Below are 18,364 nucleotides of genomic sequence, written 5' to 3'. Positions count from 1 at the left end.
CGAGCATGCAGCACTCCGGGAGCGGACGGCCAGCAGCGTTGCCGGTTCGGCAAGTCGCAGGGACACGGCGCCCGTTGCGGAGTGCGGGCGCTGGAGCGCGCGCCGGCGGGCGCAGGACGGGCGGCGCGGGAGCGAGGCGTGCGGGACTGTGCGGCAGCCCCGCGCGCACGGCCACGCAGGACCGCCGGCACTCCGCGCGCGCACGGGACGCGGAACCGGGCCGGCACCGCGAACGCGCACACCCGGGCGCAGCCCCGCCCGCACCCGACGCCAAGCACCGCCCCGCCTCCGAACGCCCCCGGCCGTCCGCGGAAACCCGCGGACGGCCGGAGTCGCGTGCCCCCTGTCTCAGGAGAGCGGCTTGATCCGTACGTCGCGGAACGAGGTGACGTCGGAGGTGCTGTGCGCCTGGAGTCCGACGTAGCCGGTGTCGTTCTGCCGGCCGTCGGTCCCCGGGTCGTCGTCGCGCGGTGGCGAGAAGTGCTGGCCCGGGGTGTTGCGGAACTCGTTGATCAGCGTGCCGTTGCGGTAGACGGCGTAGGTCTGGCCGACGACGCGGATCTCGTAGTCGTTCCACTCCCCCTTCGGTGTGGGCAGCCCGCCGGCCCGGTCGACGAGGTCGAACCCGTAGACGGAGCCGGTCTTGTACTGGTCGCCGCCGGGCGCGTCGTTGATCTGGATCTCGTGCCCGTACTTGACCGCCACCCACTCGGGGCGCGACTCCTCCGGGTGTTCGTGGACGTTCGGGAAGCGGGTGAAGACGCCGCTGTTGGCCCTCCCGTCGCCCGGTGCGTCGTCGCGGAACTGGAGTTTGAGCGAGTAGTCGCCGAACTCCTCGTCCGGGTACCAGAGCATGCCCATGCCGTCGGTCTCGGAGCTGCTCGTCATGGTGCCGTCCTCGTTGAGGTCGAAGCCGCCGCCTCCGACGTGCTCCCACTTCTCGAAGGACGCCTGGGTGCCGTCGAAGAGCTTCTCGTACCCTTCGTCGTCGCCCTCACCGATGCCGGAGGAGTCGGCGGCGTCGAGGATCTGCCGTCGCTCGTCGGCGTCGATGACGCCGTCGGCGGCGAGCGTGCGCGTCACGCCGCGGACGTGGCCCCGGAAGGCGTTGGGCGTGGTCCACGCGCGCTCGTCCTCGATCACCTCGTTGACGGTGCAGCCGTCGGCGTTCTCCCGGTTGGGGACGTCGGTCTGCTGCTCGCCGACGAAGACGACCGGGCGGTCGTCCGTCTCGGCGCACTCCGGGTCGGGGTCGCCTCCGCCGTCCTCGACGACCGTGAACGTGATCTCGTGCGTCTCCGAAGAGTTGCCCGCGTTGTCGACGGCCCGGTAGGCGACGGTGTGCTCGCCGGCCGCGTGGACCATGAAGGGGCCTTCGTACTCGGTGAACTCCTCACCGCCCAGGGCGTATTCGGTGGTGGCGACGCCCGACTCCGCGTCGGACGCCTCGATCGCGACCGTCGCCATGCCCACGTAGGCGCCGTCGGCGTCCTGCTCGCCCTCGACGCTCGCCGAGACCTCGGGCGGGGTGGTGTCGTCGCCCGGCGGTGCGACGACGGTGAACTCCACGGAGTCCTCCTCCGAGACGTTCCCCGCGACATCGGTGGCGCGGAAGGCGAGGGCGTGGTCGCCCGGTTCCGTCACCGCGACGGGCTCCTCGTACGGTGCGAACTCGGCGTCGTCCAGGGCGTATTCGACGCTGTCGACGCCGGAGGAGTCGTCGGTCGCGGTGAGCGTCGTCGTGGCGCTGCCGAGGTAGGCGCCGTCGGCGTCCTGCTCGCCCTCGACGCTCGCGGAGATCTCGGGCGGCGTGGTGTCCTCTCCGCCGCCCCCGTCGTCCTCGGTGACGACGAGTTCGCCCTCCATTCCGAAGTGCCCCGGGATGGTGCAATGGTAGTGGTAGACGCCGGGGGTCAGCTCCCCCTCGACCTCGTGGCGGCCGCCGTTGGCGTCGTTGGGTCCTGCGAGGATGTTGACGCTGACGTCCTGGTTGTAGTCCGGGTCCGAGGTCGTGAACGTCAACGTGTGCTGCATGCCTGTGGTGTTGCCGGTCTCCGCGCTGTTCTCGAAGACGAGCGTGGCGGGTCCTGCGACGGCCGTCTCGGGCGCCGAGGTGTACTCGTCGAGGGCGTCCCCCGCGGTCCAGGTGAGCACCTGGTCGGCGGCTTTCCGGGCGTCCCCGGCGTTCGGCTGGGCCTGCGCGGTCGGCAGGACGGCGAGGCCCGCCAGGGTCAGGCAGATCGCTGCCAGCACCGCCGTGAGGCGGCGTGGGAGGCGGGGTCGTGCTCTGGTGTTCCGGGCCATTTCCTCTCCTCTCGTCAGGAACCCTTCGGCCCGATGTGGTCGTCAGGCAGCGGAGTCGGCGGGCCGCCCTGGTACGTCACGCGCCAGAGCGCCGACTTGGAGTCCGCGGTGAAGAACCCGCGGCCGTAGTCGAGGACGTACAGCGAGCCGTCGGGGCCGAACCGCCAGTCCATGAGGTTGCCGACGCCGTCGTTGCCGATCGGGACGATGTCCTGGAGGCTCTCCGAGTGGACGGGGAGGCCGCCGCTCGTCGCGTTGGACGGGTCGAGGAGCACGGCGTTCCGCGGGTCGGAGTCGCTGTAGTCGCCGACGAACCACTTGCCGTCCCAGTACTCGGGCCACTTGACGTCCGAGTCGCTCTCCGCGTCGTAGCGGTAGACCGGGCCGTTCATCGCCGCCTGGCCGCCGCCGGAGAGCCAGGGCAACTTCAGCTCCTGGTCGTCGATTTCGTAGCTGGGCACGCCGTTCTCGTCGCGCGGGAAGTCGGGTCCGCCGCCCTGCGGCGAGTACCAGATGTTGTTGTCGCGCGCCGGTGGGAGGTCGACGAGGCCGTCGTTGTTGGGGGACTCGTTCTTGAGGTTGTCGCAGTCGTACCAGTCGAGCGGCGTCTCGGGGTCCGGCAGGTTGCGGTCCCTGTAGGGCTGCTTGTTGCCCATGCAGTAGGGCCAGCCCTGGTTGCCCGCCTCGCTCATCACGGCGAACGTGTCGTACTTCGCCGGGCCCCAGGTGGTCGACGGCTCGCCGGCGTCGGGGCCCACCCAGCCCGCGTAGAGCCAGTCGGTCTCCTTGTCGACGAAGATCCGCGACGGGTTGCGCACGCCCATGATGTAGATCTCTTCGCGCGTCTTGCCGCCGCCCTCCTCGTCTCCGGTGAAGAGGTTCCCCGCGGGGACGGTGTAGCTGCCGTCGTCCTCGGGGTGGATGCGCAGGATCTTGCCGTTGAGGTTGTTGGTGTTGCCGGCGGTCCTGCGCGCGTCGGAGAACGAGGTTCCCTCGAAGGAGGGCTCGGGGTTGTTGCCCGAGTAACCGTCGCTGAACTGGGAGGAGTTGTTGTCCCCCGTGGCGACGTAGAGGTTGCCCTCCGAGTCCCAGTCCATGCCTCCGCCGGCGTGGCAGCAGCTGTGCACCTGGACGGGCCAGGAGAGGAGCTCCTGCTCGGAGGCGGTGTCGAGGGTGTTGGTCTCCAGGTCGAAGGTGAAGCGGGAGAGGCGGCGCTCGGCGAGGTGCTTCTCGCGGTCGATCCCCTCGTGCGGCGTCCACTGGAGGTAGAGCCAGCCGTTCTCGGCGAAGTCCGGGTCGAGGGTGATGCCCAGCAACCCTTCCTCGTTCTTGACGAGTTCCTCGCCGCCGCCCTTGTTGCCGAAGACGTCGAGCGAGCCGGCCTTGGTGACCTCCCCGCTCTCCGGGTCCCAGACGTGGAGGGTGCCCTCGCCCAGGCCGACCTGCGGGTCGTCCCAGTCGGTGACGACGGGGCTGCCGGGCATCCCGCCTCCGCGGCCGATGTAGAGCACCCGGCCGTCGTCTGCGACGGCGAGCCCGTGCGGCTCGCCGATCTGGTCGAGTTGGTCCTCCTGATTGGGCTCGGTGACCCGCTCCGCCTGGTAGTTGGCGGAGATCGCGGCCTGGCAGTCGGCGCGTGCGAGCCGCGTCGTCCACTGCAGGGCCCCGCGCAGGTGGGTGCGGAGGTTCTCGGAGCCGAAGCTCTCGGCCGTGCCGCCCATGCCCGTGTAGAAGGAGCGTCCGCCCTCGTAGTCGCGGCACCACGAGACGGGGTGGTCCCAGCCGAGCGCGCCTTCGCCCGGGTCGTAGGACTGCTCGCGGACGCGGGCCACGGTGTGGACCGAACCGCTCGGGTTCTCCTCCCAGTTGGCCCACACGTCGGTGTGGCTCCACTCCAGGGGGAGGCTCTCCGTCGCCGGGTGGGTGCGGTCGCCCACCTCGACGACGGCCTTCTGCGCCCCTTCAGGGCCGCCGTCGGCCGCACGGGCGCCGAGGAGCCCGGTGAACCACTCGGAGTCGGGCTGCGCCGCCGAGGCGTCGTGGACGCCGAGGAACCCGCCGCCGTCCTCGATGTACCCCTGGAAGGCGGCCTCCTGGTCGGCGTCGAGGACCGCGCCCTCGGCCGAGAGGAAGACGACGGCGTTGTACTGCTGGAGGTTGTCGGCCGTGAACGCGCCCGGGTCGTCGGTTGCTTCGGTCTCGAAGGTCTCGCCGTCCGGTGCCGCGTCGCCGATCTCGGTGATCGCCTCGATCCCCGCGCGGGTCAACCCGTCCGGGGCCTCGGCACCGTGGAAGACGAGCACCTGGGGTTCGTCGGCGCTGCCGGGCATCGCGTCGGCTCTCGCCACGGACGTCCCGGTCGTCGCGGTGGCGCCCGCTAACAACGAGAGAACCACTGTGGCGGTGAGCGCCAGACCGCCTTGTCTGCGTCGCATGGCTTCGTCCACCTCTCATAGGTGACAGCAACGCCCAAGGAAGCTAGACCCCTTTCGCCGTTACGCCAATGGCTATGACCAGAGTTGGACGGACTTTGTCTTTAGGGTGGGCAAACTCGGCGCGGTTTCCTAACATGATTCGCCGTCAACGTCGATTGCACGGCGACCGAGGAAGGTTGCGCATGACGCGATCACGCTTCTCCCGGAGATCCTTCGCCACCGGCGCCGCCCTGGCCGCCCTCACCCCGGCCGGCCTCTCCTCCGCCGCCCCGCGGAAGGACGCCGCGCCGGGCGAGGTCCGCGACATCACGCTCTACGCCGAGCCGGTCGGCGAAGACCTGATGGGCTACGGACTCGAACCCGGCAAACCGACCATCCCTGGGCCCTTGTTGGAGATGAACGAGGGCGACACCCTCAACATCGAACTCGTCAACAACCTCGACGTCGCCGCCAGCCTCCACGTCCACGGCGTCGACTACACGATCGAGAACGACGGCACGGCGATGACCGACAGCGTGGTGCAGCCGGGCGAGAGCCGCGTCTACACCTGGGAGTCGCACGCGCCGGGCGAGCGCGAGGACGGCACCCTCGTCCCGGGCAGCGCCGGCTACTGGCACTACCACGACCACGCCGTCGGCACCGACCACGGCACCCAGGGGCTGCAGAAGGGGCTCTACGGTGCGCTCGTCGTGCGCCGCCAGGGGGACCCGATCCCCGACAAGCAGTTCGTCGTCGTCTTCAACGACATGACGATCAACAACAAGACCGGCGCCGAGGGCGACGAAGTCCCCGACTTCACCGCGCAGTCGGGCGAGCGCGTCGAGTTCATCCAGATCACGCACGGCGAGTTCTACCACACCTTCCACGTCCACGGGCACCGCTGGGCCGACAACCGCACGGGCCTGCTCGCCTCCGCCGACGACCCGAGCCGCATCATCGACGACAAGCTCACAGGCCCTGGCGACTCCTTCGGCTTCCAGGTGATCGCTGGCGAGCACGTCGGCCCCGGCGAGTGGATGTACCACTGCCATGTGCAGAGCCACTCGGACATGGGCATGGCCGGTCTCTTCATCGTCACCGACGAGAACGGGGAGGTCCCCGGCGGCGGAGGCGGGCACGAGGGGCACGGCGGCGGCACGGCCGACTCCCCGCCGGCGAAGGGGGGTTCGGGCCCGGACCACACCGGCCACTGACCGACCGCCCCGGGGGCGCCGCGGATCTCCCCCGCCGCGGCCACCCGACCCGCGCCGCCTCCTGTCCCCGCCACCTGGGACAGGAGGCGGCGCGTGATCGGGCGGCCGGCTTGCGCTTGCCGCCGCGTCAACTTCTACGGTCCTTCGTGCGGCCGGAGATACCGGCCCGGCGAGGGAAGGCGGGGCGATGGCCTGGTCGATCGCGGAGGTTGCCCGGATGTCCGGGGTGACGTCCCGGACACTGCGCCACTACGACGAGACCGGACTGCTGCCGCCCGCCGGCATCGGCGGCAACGGGCACCGCTACTACGGTCAGCCCGAGCTGCTGCGGCTCCAACAGATCCTGCTGATGCGGGAGTTGGGCGTGGGGCTGCGGGAGATAGGGGCGGTCCTGGAACGCCGGCGCGACCAGGTGGCCGTCCTCCGCGAGCACCGCCGAAGGCTGCTGGCGGAGCGGCAGCGCCTGGAGACGCTCACCCGCACCGTCGAGCGGACCCTCGCCTCCCTCGAGGAAAGCAGGGAGACGATGCAGATCAACAGGCCGGAGAACCTCTTCGAAGGGTTCCAGCCCGCACGCGTCGAAGAGGAGGCGCGCGAGCGGTGGCCGGAGCAGTGGGAGCAGTCGCGGCAGGTCGTCGAGACGATGACCGCGGAGGAGACGGAGCGGTGGCAGCGCGAGGTGACGTCACAGCTCATCCGCGTGGCCGAACTCATGAGCGCGGGCACACCGGTCGACGACCCGGCGGTGCAGGCCGAGGTGGACGCCCACTACCGGGGCGTGTGCCGGTTCTGGACGCCGAACGCCGCCGCGTACAGGGGACTCGGGCAGCACTACGTCGAGGACCCGGATCTGCGCGCCAACCACGACAGGGTCGCCGACGGCCTCGCCGTCTACCTGCGCGACGCGATGGACGCCTACGCCCGCTCCGAGCTGGACTGAGCGCCTCCGGGGGTTCCGCCGCCGGGGCGCACCCCGGCAGCGGGGCTACAGCTCGGCCTCGAAGGCCCGGTAGGCGTCGTCCCCGAAGAGCACGAACCTGATCTCCTCGAACCCCTCCCCCTCCGTCCGCACCGTGCCGAGCGCGATCCGCGCCGCGTCCGCGAGGGGCCAGCGGTAGACGCCGGTGGAGATCGCCGGGAAGGCCACCGTGCGGGCGCCCAACTCCCGGGCCACGCGCAGGGATTCGCGGTGCGCGGAAACGAGCAGCCCGGAGCGGTCCTCCGACTTCGCGTGGACGGGGCCCACCGTGTGCACCACCCACCGGGCCGGCAGCCGGCCGGCGGTGGTGGCGACGGCCTGCCCGGTGGGCAGGCCGTCGACGTGGCTGGTGGCGCGGAGGTCGCGGCAGGCGGCGACGATCTCGGGGCCGCCCCTGCGGTGGATCGCGCCGTCGACCCCGCCGCCGCCGAGCAGCGAGGAGTTGGCGGCGTTCACCACCACGTCGACGTCCTGTTCGGTGAGGTCCCCGCGGACGAGGGTGAGCTTCGGCTTCGGCATACGGGCCATCCTCGCACCGCGCGCCGTGTCCGCGGCGGGCGCCGCACAGCGCGGCGTGCACCCTGGACGGCGCGCGGGGGCTGTCGTCGCCCGCGGAGCGCCGATACCTTGTGCGACCGCGCAGCCGCACACCCCCGACGGGCGTGCACGTACCCGAACTCCCCGTGCCGGCAACGGTGCACCTCCCGGAAGGACGGTTCGCGATGTCCCCGAGACCCTCCCGCCGCACTCTGCTCGCCGGCGGAGCCGGCACCGCGCTCGCCGGGCAGCTCCTCGCGCCCGGCACCGCCGCGGCCGCGCCCGGCGCGGCCCGACGCGTCGTGCCGGGTGCAGACGCCGCCGCCCGCGAGGGCTGGCGGATGCTGCGCGGCCGGCGGCTCGGCGTCGTCAGCAACCCGACGGGGGTACTGCGGGACGCGCGCCACATCGTCGACTCGATGGCGGAGCAGTCGGGCCCCGGCGCGCTCGACGTGGTCGGCGTCTTCGGCCCCGAGCACGGGTTCCGCGGCAGCGCCCAAGCCGGCGAGTCCGAGCCCGAGTTCGAGGACCCGCGCACCGGGCTCACCGTCTACGACGCCTACGGGGCCGATGCGGCGAAGCTCGCCGGGCTCTTCGGGGACGCCGGCGTGGAGACCGTCGTCTTCGACATCCAGGACGTCGGCGTCCGCTTCTACACGTACATCTGGACGATGTACCACGCGATGGTCGCGGCGCGCTCCGTGGGCGCGCGCTTCGTCGTCCTCGACCGGCCCAACCCGCTGGGGCGCCGCGTCGACGGGCCGCTGCTCACCGAGGAGTTCGCGTCGGGCGTCGGGTTGAAGCCGATCGTGCAGCAGCACGGCATGACCGTCGGCGAACTCGCGCGCTACTTCGACGGGGAACTCCTTCCCCACGAGGGCGAGGGCGGCTCGGTCGAGCCGGAGGTCGTCCGCGTACGGGGCCTCGATCCGCGGGCCACCGCGCAGCAGCACGGCCTTCCCTGGGTGCCGCCGTCGCCCAACATGCCGACCCCTGACACCGCGACCGCCTACGCGGGCACGGGGTACTTCGAGGGCACCAACCTCTCCGAGGGGCGGGGCACCACGCAGCCCTTCCAGTTCATCGGCGCCCCGTACCTCGACCACCGGTACAGCGACCGGCTCAACGCCCTCGACCTGCCCGGCGTCCGGTTCCGCGAGGGCTACTTCGTACCGACCTTCGGCGACCACGAGGGCGAGACCTGCGCGGGCGTCCAACTTTTCGTCACCGACCCGGCGCGGTACCGGGCGATCCCGACGGCGGTGGCGATGCTCGCGGCGGCCCGCGCCTACGACGGGTTCACCTGGCGCAAGGACGCCGACGACAAGCGCCCGTACTGGATCGACAAGCTCTCCGGCTCCAGCAGGCTGCGCACCATGCTCGACGACGGCGCCGGCTGGGAGCGGGCCGCCGCCGCCTGGCGGGACGAGGTGCGCCGGTTCGAGCAGCGGCGGCGGCCCTACCTGCTCTACTGATCGGCTGTCGGGCCCCGGCGGGGCGCGTACTGCGCGGACCGCGCACCGGGTGAACGTCATCGCCCCGGCATCCAGCGCGAGTTCGAGCAGGACGTGGGCGACCACGTCCTGCCGGGCGGTTGCCGTCCAGCCGGAAGCGCGCACCGCGGGCTGCGAAGACGAACCCGCCCGGGCCCGCGTTCCTCGGACGCAGGGGCACACGCGCAGAGGAGGGCTGAGCAGTGGCGCGCACCGAGTACTACGGCGATCCCGACGCACCCGAACCCAGCAGCCTGGTGGTCGCCGCCTCGGCCGCCGTCACCGACGAGCAAGGGCGCATCCTGCTCCGACGGCGCGCCGACAACGGCCTGTGGGCGCTGCCCGGCGGGGGCATGGAGCCGACCGAGTCGCTCCCGGAAGCGGCCGTGCGCGAGGTGAAGGAGGAGACGGGGCTCGATGTCGAGATCACCGGCCTCGTCGGCACGTACACGGATCCGCGGCACGTCGTCGCCTGTACCGGCGGCGAGGTGCGGCGGCAGTGCAACGTGTGCTTCGCGGCCCGCATCGCCGGAGGCGAGCCGGCGCTCTCGGAGGAGTCCACGGAGCTGCGGTTCGTGCCGCCCGACGAGTTGGACGAGCTGTCCCTGCACCACACGCAGCGGATGCGCATCCGGCATTTCCTCCGGGGCCGCTCGGCGCCGTCCCTGGGATAGGTCCCGCAGCAGGCGCGGCGAGGCACCGTCGCACGTGGCGCCGCGGGCCCGTGCAGCGCACCGAAAGCCTGCCTCCTGGCCTCCCGCGCCAACTGCCGCCGTACCGTCGACGGGGCGGGCGACGGCGCACCCCGCCCCGTCGGGGCCGCGCCGGGGTGCGCCCCGCCACGCCAGGGCGCATCCCGGCGCCGTCCTCATTCGGGAACGGCGGCCACGACGTCGATCTCCACCAGGATGTCCATCAGTTCGGAGCCCACCGTGGTGCGCACCGGGTACGGCGGCGTGACGAACTCGCGGTAGGCGGCGTCGAACTCGCCGAAGTCCCGGTGGAGTTCGGCTAGATGGACGGTGACCTTCACCGCGTGCGCAAAGGAGAGACCTCGCGCTTCGAGCACCGCGCCGACGTTCCGCAGCACCTGCCGCGTCTGCTCGCCGATGCCCTCGGGCACGCGTCCTGTGGCCGGGTCCTGGGGACCGAACCCCGCGGTGTGGAGCAAGCCGCCGGCGACGAGCCCCTGGCTGTAGGCGCCGGCGGGCTGCGGCGCCCCCGCGGTGACGACCGGTTCGCGCCCTGCTGTCTCCGCAGCCGGCCGGATGGCGGGGCTGACAAATTCGTCGGTCATCGGGTCAGGTCTCCTTCCCGTTCGTTGACGGCCGCGTAGTGGCGCAGCTTCTCCTCGTCGACGCGGACGCCGAGGCCGGGGCCCGACGGGGCGCGCAGGCAGCCGTCGTTCAGCGGAAGCGGCTCGATGATGTCGTCCGCGTGCAGGTAGTACATGCTGTCGATGGCGCGGGAGAGCACCGGGGTGCTGGTGACGACGGCGAGGTGGGCGGCGGTGGCGATGCCGAGCTCGCCGCCGCTGTGCAGGTTCATGCCGAGCCCGAAGGTCTCGCAGTGCGCGGCGAGCGCCTTGGTCGGGCCGATGCCGCCCCACTTGTAGACGTCGCCGTGGATGACGTCGACGGCGCCCAGGCGCACCGCGGGCGCGAAGTCCTCGAACCGCACGACGCACATGTTGGTGCAGAGCGGGATGCGGACCTTGGCGCGGACCTGGCTCATCCCCTCGATTCCCGTGCAGGGGTCCTCCAGGTACTCCAGGTCGAGCTCCTCGAGGGCGATACCGGCGCGGACCGAATCCGGCACCGACCAGGCGGCGTTGGGGTCGACCCGCAGGTGGACACCGGGCAGCGCCTCGCGCAGCGCCCGCAGTATCGCCACGTCGCCCGCGACGTCGGTGGTGCCCTTGAGCTTCACCGCGCGGAACCCGCCCTCGGCCACGACGGCGGCCGCGTGGTCGGCGAGGGCCGCGGGCAGGTCGGCCGGGCGCGACGCGGGAGCATCGGCCCGGGTGATCAGCGCGGTGATCGGGACCTCCGCGCGGACCGGGCCGCCGAGCAGGTCGACGAGGGACTGGCCGCTCGCCTTGCCGATCGCGTCCCAGCAGGCGACGTCGAGCGCGGCGAGGGCGGCGTAGCCGAGGTAGCCGTGGAAGAACGGCACCATGTGGTGCCTGCGGTGGAACGCCTCCAGCGCGAACGGACTGGTGCCGACGAGCTCTTCGCCGAGCTGCTCGACGAGCGCGGCGACGGGGCGCCCCCACATCGTCTCGCCCCACCCCTCGATCCCGTCGTCGGTACGGATGCGCACCACGGTGCGGGTCTCGCCGGTCTTCGTCTCGAAGGAGCTGGTGAACGGGTTGACCAACGGCAGGTTGACGACCTGGACGTCGACATCGGTGATCTTCATGCTGCTCCTCGGGGCGGGGCGGTGGCGGTGGCGAAGGCACGGACGGCGGCGGCGAGTCCGCGGGCCCGCGCCTCCAGGAGCCGTTCTCCGGTGGCGGCTTCGGCGGTTGCGGCGTCGTCGGTGGCACCACCGACACGCGCCCACTCTCCGTACCGCTCTACGGTGAGGCCGGGGTGCGGCGGAGCATCGAAGAGCGGCGGCGGGTCGACGGGCGGACGCGGCGCGACCGGCGTGCGCACCAGGTCGGGGTGGGCGGCGAGCATCAGGGAGGTCTCGAACCAACCGGCGTGCCCCGGTGTCGCCTCGGGGCGTTCGGCGTCCGAGAGTTCCGTGCCCTCGGCGAGCGTCCAGTAGGAGCAGGCGGCAAGGGTGACGTCGGCGCGCAGCGCGTAGCGCTTGACGGCGAGCCGCATGATCTCGTCGTTGCCGCCGTGCCCGTTGACGAGCAGGACGCGGCGGTAGCCGGTGACGGCGAGGGAGTCGAGGACGTCGTGGAGGACCGCGGAGAGCGTCTGCGCGGAGAGGGAGACGGCGGCGGCGAAGAGGTGGTGCGGACTGTGGCCGAACGGCAGCGTCGGCAGCCGGACCAGCTCCGGCGCGTCGGCATCCTTGGCGAGGAGCGCCTCGGCCCTGTCCACGGCCGCCTCGACGAGGAGCGCGTCCGTGCCCATCGGCAGGTGCCCGGCATGCTGCTCCTGGGAACCGAGCGGCAGCACCGCGATGCCTCCGTCCGCGGCGGCGCGGACCTCGTCGCTGGTGAGACGTGCCAGCCGGCGGGTTCCGCTGCGGTCGGCTTCGGTGCCGCTCACCGCGCTACCCCCGCGGTGGAGGGACGTGGCAGAGTCGCCCCATGGCTCATGAACGTGCTCCTTTGCGGTTGGTTCCGGATACGGCGGCGGAGCCCGTGCCGAGCGCCGCCGGGCCGATGTTGGGGGCCGTCGAGCTGGTGCCCGGGCGGATAAGTGCCGCCGTGCTCAGCAGGTCGGGCGAGATCCTGGCGCGCGCGGAAGCGACGTTCGACGCCGCGGCGGCGACCCGCGGCGAGATCGACGCGGCCCTCGCCCGGGCCGCCGGCGTCTTCGCCGGCGCCAGACCGCTCGGCGTCGGAGTGGCCGCGCCGGGGCTCGTCGACCCGGAGGCGGGCCTCGTCGTGGAGGTCAACGACGCACCTGCGCTGAGCGGTTACCCGGTCGCTCGGCGCCTCGGGGAACTCGTGGACGCGCCGGCACGGGTGGAGCACCGGGCGCGGCTCCAGGTGCTCGGCGACCGCTGGTTCGGGCCCGGACGCGGACGCCGGACCTTCGCTTCGGTCTCCACCGGCGAAGTGCTGGGCGTCGGGCTGCTGTACGACGGCGAGGTGGTGGCACCCCCCGGCGGGCGGAGCGGTGCGCACATGACCGTCTCGGCCCACGGCGAGCGGTGCGGTTGCGGGGCGCGCGGCTGCTGGAAGACCGTCGCGACGACCCGTTGGCTGCGCGGCGCGGCCGAACGGGCGGGCCTGGGCGCCGGTGCCACGCTCGCCGCGCTGGTGGCGGCGGCGCCCGCGGAGGAGGCGGCGCGGCGGGTCGTCGAGGAGTACGCCGGCAACCTGGCGCTCGGCCTCGTCAACGTCCAACACCTCTTCGCGCCGGGCCTGTTCGTCCTGCACGGCGAGGCGCGCGAGGGCGGCGGGACGTTCCGCGAGCTGGTGGAGCAGGGGCTGCGTGCGGGGCTCGCCGCGCCGCAGGCGGAGCAGCCGCGGGTCTCCGTCGGCAGCGGGGCCGTCGACGACGTCGCGCTGCTCGGCGGCGCCGGGTTGGTGCTCTCCGCGCAGTAGGCGAGCGTCCGGCGGATGCGCCGCCCCCGGTGGGAGGCTTCCCTTGGGAGGGCGGGGCAGCGGCCTCCTCGGTGCGGTACTCATCCGGCGGCCTCCGTCGCCGTCCTTCCGCGCCGTGCGGCACGCGGGTCGGGGACGGGAACGGCGTCGAGGAGTTGCCGCGTGTACGGGTGCGCCGGCTCGGTGAAGACCTGTGCGGCACCGCCGAGTTCGACGAGGCGACCGCCCCGCATCACCGCGACGCGGTCGGCGACCTGTCGCACCACGGCGAGGTTGTGCGAGACGAAGACGTAGGTGAGGCCGAGCCGCTGCTGGAGCTCGGCGAGCAGGTCGAGGACGCGCGCCTGCACCGAGACGTCGAGGGCGCTGGTGGGTTCGTCGAGCACCACGAGGCGCGGGTGCAGCGCGATCGCGCGGGCGATGGAGATGCGCTGCCGCTGGCCGCCGGAGAACTCGTGCGGGTACCGGTCGCGCATCGCCGCGTCGAGCCCGACGGACTCCAGCAGTTCCCCGACCCGCTCGGCGGTACGCGCCCGGTTGCGGCGACCGCGGGCCTGCGGATCGTGCGTGACGAGCGGTTCGCCGACGATGTCCACGACGCGCATCCGCGGATTCATGCTGGAGTACGGGTCCTGGAGGACGACCTGCATCCGCGCGCGGACGTCGCGGAGGCGGCCCGGTGCGAGGGCGGTCAGGTCGCGCCCCTCGAACCGGACGGTGCCCGAGGTCGGTTCGAGGAGGCGGAGCAGCAGCCTGGTGAGCGTCGTCTTGCCGCAGCCCGACTCCCCGACGACGGCGAGCGTCTCGCCCTCGCCGACCGTGAGCGAGACGTCGTCGACGGCGACGGCGCCGCCGGGGAAAACCTTGCGCAGCCCGTCGAGCGCGAGCAGTGGCGCGGAGGCCGGGGAGGGGGTCACACCGTCTCCAATCGGGGCGTGGCGGCGAGGAGTCGGCGGGTGTAGTCGTCGGCGGGCCGATCGAAGACGTCGAGGACGGAACCGGTCTCGACGACTTCGCCGCGGTGCATCACCGCGACGCGGTCAGCGGTCTCGGCGACCACGCCGAGGTCGTGGGTGATCAGCACCACGGCCATGCCGTGCCGGCGTTGCAGGTCGACCAGGAGGTCGAGGATCTGCCGTTGGACGGTGACGTCGAGCGCGGTGGTCGGTTCGTCGGCGATGAGCACCCGCGGCCGGACGACGAGCGCCGCGGCGATCATCACCCGTTGCCGCAGGCCGCCGGAGAGCTCGTGCGGGAACTGCCGGTAGCGGCGCTCCGGTTCGGGGATTCCGACCTCTTCGAGGGCGGCGAGCGCGGCGGTGCGGGCCTGGCCGCGGGAGGTGCCGCGGTGGTGCCGGAGTGCCTCCGCGACCTGCGGCCCGACGCGTTGCAGTGGGTCGAGGCTCGTCATGGGGTCCTGGAAGACCATCGCGACTCCGGCTCCGCGGACCCGGCCGAGCTCGCGTTCCCCCGCGCGCAGCAGGTCCTGCCCGTCGAACCGGATCTCCCCTGCGGCGTAGACGCACGGGGGCTGCGGGTTGAGTCGCAGGACCGAGAGCGCGGTGGCGGACTTGCCGCTGCCCGACTCCCCTACGACGGCGAGCGTCTCGCCCGCGCCGACGCGGAGGTCGACGCCGCGCACCGCGTGCACGACGGACGACTCCAGCACGAAGTCGACGCTGAGGCCGCGGATTTCGAGGAGCGGGTCGGAGTGCCCGGGCGGCGCCGAAGCGGCCGGGGAGTGCGGGGTGTTCGGCCTTGGCTGTGTCATCTGCGGTACGCCTTCGGGTCCGCGACGTCGCGCAGGGCGTCGCCTGTGATGTTGATCGCGAGCGAGGTGAGCATGAGGGCGACGCCGGGGAAGACGGCCACCCACCAGGCGGTGCCCAGGTAGAGCTGACCGTCGGAGAGCATGCCGCCCCAGGTGACGGTCTCCTTCGGCACGCCCAGGCCCAGATAGCTGAGCGAGGCCTCGGCGACGATCGCCGTGGCGACGTGCAGCGTGCCGATGGTGGCGAGCGGCGCGAGGACGTTGGGGAGCAGGTGCCGGCGCATGATGGTGGCGTCGGTGACGCCGATGGCCCTCGCCTCGGTGACGAAGTCCCTGGTACGCAGCGACAGCACCTCGGACCGGACGACGCGTGCGTAGGCGACCCACCCGGTGAAGCCGAGTACCAGGATGACGTACCACAGCCCGGAGCCGAGGAACCCGACGATCGCCAGGGCCAGCAGGATGGCGGGAAAGGCGAGTTGCACGTCGGCGAGGCGCATCAGCACCCGGTCGAGCCAGCCCCCGAGGTAGCCGGAGGAGAGGCCCACGACGGTACCCACGAGGCCGGCCAGCAGCGCCGCACCGGCACCGACGAGGAGCGAGACGCGGGTGCCGTAGAGCACCCGGGCGAGCAGGTCGCGACCCAACTGGTCGGTCCCGAGGAGGTGTTCGGCGCTGCCGCCGGACTGCCACGCGGGCGGACGGAGACGGACCAGCAGGTCCTGGTGGGCCGGGTCGTGGGGCACGATCAGCGGTGCGAAGACGGCCGCCGCAGCGGCGAGCACCAAGAACACCAGGGCGCAGACCGCGAGTCTGTTGCGCAGGAGGGAGTACAGCACTCCCGTACGGGAGGCCCCGGCCGCGCCTGCGCCGGGGGCGCTGCTGGCCGTCGCTCCGGTGGTGGTCGAGTCGGTCAACGGGAGCTCCTCACTCTCGGGTCGAGGAGGCTGTAGGAGAGGTCGACCAGCAGGTTGACCACGACGAAGGTGGCGGCGAAGAACAGCACGGTCGCCTGGACGAGGGGGAAGTCGCGGTTGGCGATCGCCTCGACGGTCAACTGCCCGACGCCCGGCCAGGAGAAGACCCGCTCGGTGAGGATCGCCCCGCCCAGGAGGCTGCCGACCTCCAGGCCGACGACGGTCACGACGGGCAGCGAGGCGTTCCGCAGCCCGTGCCTGAGGACGGTCTTGACGGGGCCGAGGCCCCGTGCGCGCGCGGAGCGGATGTGGTCGGCGCTGAGCACGTCGATGAGCGAGGAGCGCAGCAGTCTGGCGACGACGGCGACCGAGTACACGGCGAGCGTCACCGCCGGCAGCACGAGGTGGGCGAGGGTGCCGTAGCCGGAGGCCGGGAGCACCTGGAAGGTGACGGCGAAGAGCAGGATGAGCAGGATGCCGACCCAGAACGGCGGTGTGGACTGCCCGAGGAGCACCGTGGCCATGACGCCGCGGTCGGTGGGCCGGCCGCGGCGCATCGCCGCGACGATGCCCGCCGGCACGGCGATCAGCAGCGTCAGCACGAGGGCGCCCGCGGCGAGTTCGAGGGTGGCGGGGAGCCGGTCGGCGAGCACGGTGCGGACGGGCTGGTTGTAGAAGAGGGAGTCGCCGAAGTCGAACCGGGGCAGCCCGCCGAGGTAGTGCAGGTACTGGCTGAGGAGCGAGCGGTCGAGACCGAGGCCGGCTCTCAGCGATTCCTCCTGCTGGGCGGTGGCGTCCGGCGGCAGAAGCGTCTTGACCGGGTCTCCGGAGAGCCGTACCAGGAAGAAGGCGACGGTGGCGGTGCAGAAGAGCACCAGCAGGGCGGTGCCGAGGCGCAGCGCGACCTGGCGCAGTACGCGTGCGGCACGTCCCGCCTCCTTCCCGTAGCCGGCGGCCGGCGGTTCGGTGGCCGCCGGAGGCGGCGGGCTCACGGTCGTGCCGGTCATGACGCCACCTCCGCGTCGCCCATGGCCAGGATTCCTGCGGCGCCGGGATGCCAACTCGGGCGCTCGTTGCGGGCGTAGACGTTGTCGTACTGGAAGAGCGGGACGAACGGGGCCTCGGTGCGCACGAGTCGCTGGAGATCGGAGAAGGCGGCCCGGCGCCGTTCCGGGTCGACGGACTGCTCCTCGACGTCGATCAGCCGGTCCGCCTCGTCGTTGTGCCAGCGGCTCTGCCGGCGGTCGCTGCGCACGTTGGACTGGAGCATCGAGGAGCCGTCCATCGTCCACACGGTGCTGGCCGCGAGGTACATCGGGCCGAGGGCGCCGTGGTTGTCCGAGGTGAGCCGCTGCGAGTAGGTCCCGGGGTCGAGCAGGGAGACCTTGGCCTGCACGCCGGCCCTGGCGAGAAGCCCGGAGAGCGCCTCCGCGACGTTGGCGTCGACGTTGGAGGCGGTGAGGGTGGTGGTGAAGCCCTGCGGGTAGCCGGCATCGGCGAGGAGCTCGCGGGCGGTGGTCACGGAGCGCTCGAACGGCTTGATGGATCCGTCGAAGCCGAAGGCGCCGCGCGGGATCATCGCGGGGACCTCGGCGGCGCGCCCGCCGAGCACCGCCTTGATCAGCAGCGGTACGTCTGTCGCGTGGTTGAGGGCCTGCCGGACGCGGCGGTCGCGAAGGGGGCCGCGTTCGAGGGTGTTGAGGGAGAGGTAGGCGGTGCGGATGCCGGTGTCGTTGTCGACCCGCACGCCGGTGTACCCCTCCAGCTGCTCGGCAGCGTCCGGGGTGAGGCCGGTGACGAGGTCCACGCCGCCGCTCTGCAACGCGGCGAGGGAGGACGAGGCGTCGGGCGCCGGCGTGAAGACGAGTTCGGAGACGCCCGGCCGACCGCGCCAGTGCTTCCCGAACGCCCGCATGCGCATCTCGTGATCGCGCCGCCATTCGGCGTAGCGGAACGGGCCGGTGCCGACGGGGTGTTGGGCGAAGCCGCGCTCACCGACCTCCGCCAGGTAGCGCGGGGGGACGACGGCGCCGCCGAAGAGGGAGAGCTTCTCCGGGAGGATCGGATCGTGGATCTCGGTGTGCACCTCGACGGTGTACCGGTCGACGACGCTGACCTCTCGGACGTAACGCAGCTCCACGATGGGCGACTTGGTGGCCGGATCCAGGACCCGCTCGATGCTGGACTTCACGGCGCGGGCGTCGCAGACCTCGCCGTTGTGGAAGGTCACGCCGCGGCGGAGGCGGAAGCGCCAGGTGGTCGGCGACGTCGCCTTCCACTCGGTGGCGAGGCCGGGGCGCAGGCGGTTGTCGGAGCCGCGGGCGGTGAGCGTGTCGAAGATGTTGATCAGCACGTTCATCGAGACCATGTCGCCCTGCTTGTGCGGGTCCATGGTCTTGGCGTCGCCGGGTTGCGAGACGCGGAGGACGTCCCCGACATCGCCGCCGCCCGTGCCGGCCGCGCTTCCGCACCCGGTGAGCAGGGGCGGGGCGGCGAGG

Annotated in this window: 16 protein-coding genes; 5 read left to right on the top strand and 11 right to left on the bottom strand. The window is 72.5% G+C overall.

The genetic code is table 11. From position 1 onward, the window contains the following. Positions 1–348 precede the first annotated feature (348 nt). Positions 349–2,304, bottom strand: coding sequence for an OmpL47-type beta-barrel domain-containing protein (locus tag UWG_RS0103150; RefSeq protein WP_016905754.1), 1,956 nt, complete (start codon positions 2,302–2,304; stop codon positions 349–351). Between the two features lie 14 nt (positions 2,305–2,318). Further along, a complete protein-coding gene (locus tag UWG_RS0103145; RefSeq protein WP_016905753.1) occupies positions 2,319–4,634 on the bottom strand; it encodes a ThuA domain-containing protein in 2,316 nt (771 codons plus the stop codon). Between the two features lie 287 nt (positions 4,635–4,921). Between UWG_RS0103145 and UWG_RS0103140 the strand changes: the two genes are divergently transcribed. Next, positions 4,922–5,932 (top strand): multicopper oxidase domain-containing protein, encoded by a 1,011-nt coding sequence (locus tag UWG_RS0103140; protein WP_016905752.1) that lies wholly within the window; start codon positions 4,922–4,924, stop codon positions 5,930–5,932. 187 nt (positions 5,933–6,119) lie between these two features. Further along, positions 6,120–6,872, top strand: a complete 753-nt coding sequence (locus tag UWG_RS0103135; RefSeq protein ID WP_016905751.1) for a MerR family transcriptional regulator — start codon at positions 6,120–6,122, stop codon at positions 6,870–6,872. A 45-nt stretch (positions 6,873–6,917) separates the two neighbouring features. On the opposite strand, the gene UWG_RS0103130 is transcribed toward UWG_RS0103135, so the two are convergent. Beyond that, on the bottom strand, positions 6,918–7,430 hold the full coding sequence (locus UWG_RS0103130) for an O-acetyl-ADP-ribose deacetylase (RefSeq protein WP_016905750.1): 513 nt from the start codon (positions 7,428–7,430) through the stop codon (positions 6,918–6,920). 203 nt (positions 7,431–7,633) lie between these two features. Here UWG_RS0103130 and UWG_RS0103125 point away from each other — a divergent pair, with 203 nt between their 5' ends. Both UWG_RS0103125 and UWG_RS0103120 read left to right on the top strand, forming a co-directional pair. Next, on the top strand, positions 7,634–8,923 hold the full coding sequence (locus UWG_RS0103125; protein ID WP_016905749.1) for an exo-beta-N-acetylmuramidase NamZ family protein: 1,290 nt from the start codon (positions 7,634–7,636) through the stop codon (positions 8,921–8,923). 221 nt (positions 8,924–9,144) lie between these two features. Then, positions 9,145–9,615: an NUDIX hydrolase gene (locus tag UWG_RS0103120; protein ID WP_016905748.1), complete on the top strand. Its 471-nt coding sequence runs from the start codon at positions 9,145–9,147 to the stop codon at positions 9,613–9,615. A 194-nt stretch (positions 9,616–9,809) separates the two neighbouring features. Here the strand turns inward: UWG_RS0103120 and UWG_RS0103115 are convergent, their stop codons facing one another. From UWG_RS0103115 to UWG_RS0103105, 3 genes are read right to left on the bottom strand one after another with little or no spacing between them, the layout of a single operon-like run. Continuing rightward, positions 9,810–10,238 carry a RidA family protein gene (locus UWG_RS0103115; protein ID WP_016905747.1) on the bottom strand — a complete coding sequence of 143 codons (429 nt, stop codon included), beginning with the start codon at positions 10,236–10,238 and terminating at the stop codon, positions 9,810–9,812. Continuing rightward, positions 10,235–11,362 (bottom strand): mandelate racemase/muconate lactonizing enzyme family protein, encoded by a 1,128-nt coding sequence (locus UWG_RS0103110; protein ID WP_016905746.1) that lies wholly within the window; start codon positions 11,360–11,362, stop codon positions 10,235–10,237. Before UWG_RS0103110 ends, UWG_RS0103115 begins: the two co-directional genes overlap by 4 nt. Continuing rightward, positions 11,359–12,171 (bottom strand): creatininase family protein, encoded by an 813-nt coding sequence (locus tag UWG_RS0103105; RefSeq protein ID WP_016905745.1) that lies wholly within the window; start codon positions 12,169–12,171, stop codon positions 11,359–11,361. The genes UWG_RS0103110 and UWG_RS0103105 overlap by 4 nt, the downstream gene beginning before the upstream one ends. Positions 12,172–12,287: 116 nt before the next feature. On the opposite strand from UWG_RS0103105, the gene UWG_RS0103100 reads away from it, so the two are divergent. Further along, a complete protein-coding gene (locus tag UWG_RS0103100) occupies positions 12,288–13,178 on the top strand; it encodes an ROK family protein (RefSeq protein WP_016905744.1) in 891 nt (296 codons plus the stop codon). Between the two features lie 80 nt (positions 13,179–13,258). Here UWG_RS0103100 and UWG_RS0103095 read toward each other — a convergent pair whose 3' ends face one another. The 5 genes from UWG_RS0103095 to UWG_RS0103075 form a co-directional block, all read right to left on the bottom strand. Then, positions 13,259–14,095 (bottom strand): ATP-binding cassette domain-containing protein, encoded by an 837-nt coding sequence (locus UWG_RS0103095; protein WP_016905743.1) that lies wholly within the window; start codon positions 14,093–14,095, stop codon positions 13,259–13,261. Beyond that, positions 14,092–14,949 (bottom strand): ATP-binding cassette domain-containing protein, encoded by an 858-nt coding sequence (locus tag UWG_RS29385; RefSeq protein WP_016905742.1) that lies wholly within the window; start codon positions 14,947–14,949, stop codon positions 14,092–14,094. The genes UWG_RS0103095 and UWG_RS29385 overlap by 4 nt, the downstream gene beginning before the upstream one ends. Continuing rightward, a complete protein-coding gene (locus UWG_RS0103085; RefSeq protein ID WP_016905741.1) occupies positions 14,946–15,866 on the bottom strand; it encodes an ABC transporter permease in 921 nt (306 codons plus the stop codon). Before UWG_RS0103085 ends, UWG_RS29385 begins: the two co-directional genes overlap by 4 nt. Continuing rightward, positions 15,863–16,873, bottom strand: a complete 1,011-nt coding sequence (locus UWG_RS0103080) for an ABC transporter permease (RefSeq protein ID WP_016905740.1) — start codon at positions 16,871–16,873, stop codon at positions 15,863–15,865. The genes UWG_RS0103085 and UWG_RS0103080 overlap by 4 nt, the downstream gene beginning before the upstream one ends. Continuing rightward, on the bottom strand, positions 16,870–18,364 hold a 1,495-nt coding region (locus UWG_RS0103075; RefSeq protein ID WP_016905739.1), incomplete at its 5' end, for an ABC transporter substrate-binding protein. The genes UWG_RS0103075 and UWG_RS0103080, both read right to left, overlap by 4 nt.

This window comes from Streptomyces xiaopingdaonensis, assembly GCF_000262345.1.
GTDB classification, from domain to species: Bacteria; Actinomycetota; Actinomycetes; order Streptomycetales; family Streptomycetaceae; genus Streptomyces; species Streptomyces xiaopingdaonensis.
This window is presented reverse-complemented; position numbering and strand designations above follow the sequence as displayed.

Coding starts and splice junctions, on each gene's coding strand:
- UWG_RS0103150 (WP_016905754.1), bottom strand. CDS start 2,304: ATGGCCCGGAACACCAGAGCACGACCCCGCCTCCCACGCCGCCTCACG.
- UWG_RS0103145 (WP_016905753.1), bottom strand. CDS start 4,634: ATGCCCGGCAGCGCCGACGAACCCCAGGTGCTCGTCTTCCACGGTGCC.
- UWG_RS0103140 (WP_016905752.1), top strand. CDS start 4,922: ATGACGCGATCACGCTTCTCCCGGAGATCCTTCGCCACCGGCGCCGCC.
- UWG_RS0103135 (WP_016905751.1), top strand. CDS start 6,120: ATGGCCTGGTCGATCGCGGAGGTTGCCCGGATGTCCGGGGTGACGTCC.
- UWG_RS0103130 (WP_016905750.1), bottom strand. CDS start 7,430: ATGCCGAAGCCGAAGCTCACCCTCGTCCGCGGGGACCTCACCGAACAG.
- UWG_RS0103125 (WP_016905749.1), top strand. CDS start 7,634: ATGTCCCCGAGACCCTCCCGCCGCACTCTGCTCGCCGGCGGAGCCGGC.
- UWG_RS0103115 (WP_016905747.1), bottom strand. CDS start 10,238: ATGACCGACGAATTTGTCAGCCCCGCCATCCGGCCGGCTGCGGAGACA.
- UWG_RS0103110 (WP_016905746.1), bottom strand. CDS start 11,362: ATGAAGATCACCGATGTCGACGTCCAGGTCGTCAACCTGCCGTTGGTC.
- UWG_RS0103100 (WP_016905744.1), top strand. CDS start 12,288: ATGTTGGGGGCCGTCGAGCTGGTGCCCGGGCGGATAAGTGCCGCCGTG.
- UWG_RS29385 (WP_016905742.1), bottom strand. CDS start 14,949: ATGACACAGCCAAGGCCGAACACCCCGCACTCCCCGGCCGCTTCGGCG.
- UWG_RS0103080 (WP_016905740.1), bottom strand. CDS start 16,873: ATGACCGGCACGACCGTGAGCCCGCCGCCTCCGGCGGCCACCGAACCG.